Origin of the sequence: Streptomyces sp. NPDC002130 (assembly GCF_040296465.1) — a bacterium.
Classification (GTDB): domain Bacteria; phylum Actinomycetota; class Actinomycetes; order Streptomycetales; family Streptomycetaceae; genus Streptomyces.
This window is the reverse complement of sequence record NZ_JBEOXI010000676.1, coordinates 1-1,738: the sequence shown is the minus strand read 5'-3', so window position 1 is coordinate 1,738 and position 1,738 is coordinate 1. Positions and strand designations below refer to the sequence as shown.

General features: G+C 61.9%; 3 protein-coding genes. All 3 read left to right on the top strand.

What is annotated here, in order from left to right; genetic code table 11:
- Window positions 1-198: hypothetical protein (locus ABT116_RS44345; protein ID WP_351646555.1), on the top strand; the 198-nt coding region annotated here is incomplete at its 5' end.
- Complete coding sequence (locus ABT116_RS44340) at window positions 195-464, top strand: hypothetical protein (protein WP_351646553.1); 270 nt, start codon at window positions 195-197, stop codon at window positions 462-464. The genes ABT116_RS44345 and ABT116_RS44340, both read left to right, overlap by 4 nt.
- A 261-nt stretch (window positions 465-725) precedes the next feature.
- Window positions 726-1,682: a hypothetical protein gene (locus ABT116_RS44335; protein ID WP_351646551.1), complete on the top strand. Its 957-nt coding sequence runs from the start codon at window positions 726-728 to the stop codon at window positions 1,680-1,682.
- Window positions 1,683-1,738: the final 56 nt, after the last annotated feature.

The following is a 1,738-nucleotide window of genomic DNA, read 5'->3' as shown; positions in this document are numbered from 1 at the left end:
AACGAGAATGAGGCAGTTGTGTCGCTCATTCCGGCTGGCGACCCCAATCTGAGTAAGCGGGTCAATGTGCATTTGTACGTGCACGATTCCGGTGTCGTGACGATCGACATCGACGCGGAGTCGCGCGCAGACATCGACGTCGATGTGTACGACTACACGGCGTTGATCGTGCGGAACGGAGAGGTGGCAGGCGAATGAGCGCGAAGATCGAAACGATTGTCGTCCGAGATCCGGACGGCCCGACGGATGTGTACGTGTTCGTGGACGGCGTACCGGTGAAGAGTACCGAGTACGTCATCGACGCGGGCGCTGGCTGGGATTGGGAGGACTGGCGCGCGAGACGGGATGCGAATCTGGCTGCGGCGTCGTCCGAGACAGTACGGGCGGCGCTCACCACGGCGTATGACGATCCGCCCGGCGGGCAGTACGTCGAGGACCGTGAGGATGCGGGGTGGTTGTCGTGAGGTACTACGCGGAGTTGGCGCGGTGGCATTACTTGCGCGTGAAGCAGCGGGCGCGGGGCCGGGTGATGCTGTGGGCGCTGGCGTACGACGCTCGCTGCATTCGTCGGGATCGTGAGCGCACGGTTGAGCCCTGAGTGAATCGACAAGCGGCGCTGCACACCTCCAGTGTCTAGTGTCGAGGTAGATAACCATCAACTACGACGGACAGAGTACGAAATGACTGAGAGTCGAATCGAGAAGTTCACAAGGATCAGCCAGGAGATGGCAGCCGCAGTCTCCGAGATGCGTGCCGATGCAGCTGATGTCACCACGCATGCCCCTGAAACTGCAGCCCTCGTCGAAGAGCTCTCCGCGACATGCGATCGGTGGTCGCAATGGGAGGAAGTGGCCGCGGTTGTTCTTGCGCATCTCACCGCGGCTGGCCGTCTCGTCCCTGCCGGCGGTATGACACTCACCGCCGAACAGGTGAAAGACATGCGGACGGTGCTCGGCCTGAATGGTTCGCAGGACATCAAGGTTGTGCTCGATGTGATCAAGGTTGTGCTCGATGCGCAAGCCCGTCTCCGCGCCCTGTTCCCGGCAACCGAACCTGCTGAGGAGGAGCGTTGCGACTTCTATGCGGAAACCGAGAGCGGCGACGCTCGTCAATGCACGCGTCGAGATGGGCACACTGCACATCACCACATTGAGCCCGTCTGCGCTGAGCCTACTGAGGCGGAGGCCCGTGCGGGTCGTGTGTTCCCGGCAGATGCCTTTGGTGAGGTGGTCCGAATCGGTTGGGCCACGTACTACTTCGGCGCGGACAATGAATGGCATAACGCTCGGACTGGCGCGATCGAGACTCGCGAAGCCCTGATCAAGGAGGCATGCAGTGCGAATGGGGATTGGTATCGGCTTGTCCCCGATACTGATTCGCCGACCAACTCCGCTCCTGCTGAACCGCCGCCACGTTACTGCCCAGCCTGCAAGCTGAACGTGCCACCCGCCCCGTACTGCACGAATTGCGGAGGTGACACTATCCCGCGTTCCTCCAACGAAACCGAATGGCAGCGCTTAAACGACGTGCCGCCGACCGTGCGGAAGGTCAAAGACGTCCAGGGGTTCCAGTGGGTGCGTCGCGCGGATAACTCGGAGTGGCTGGGCTGTGACGGGTCATACGCCGTCTGTCGCATAGGGCATCCCAACCTCGCCCCGTTCGTTGCGGCCGAGGAGGGGTGAGCATGAGCACCTTCCGAGTCAACCTCACCCAAACGGCGAACCACACACTCGACGTG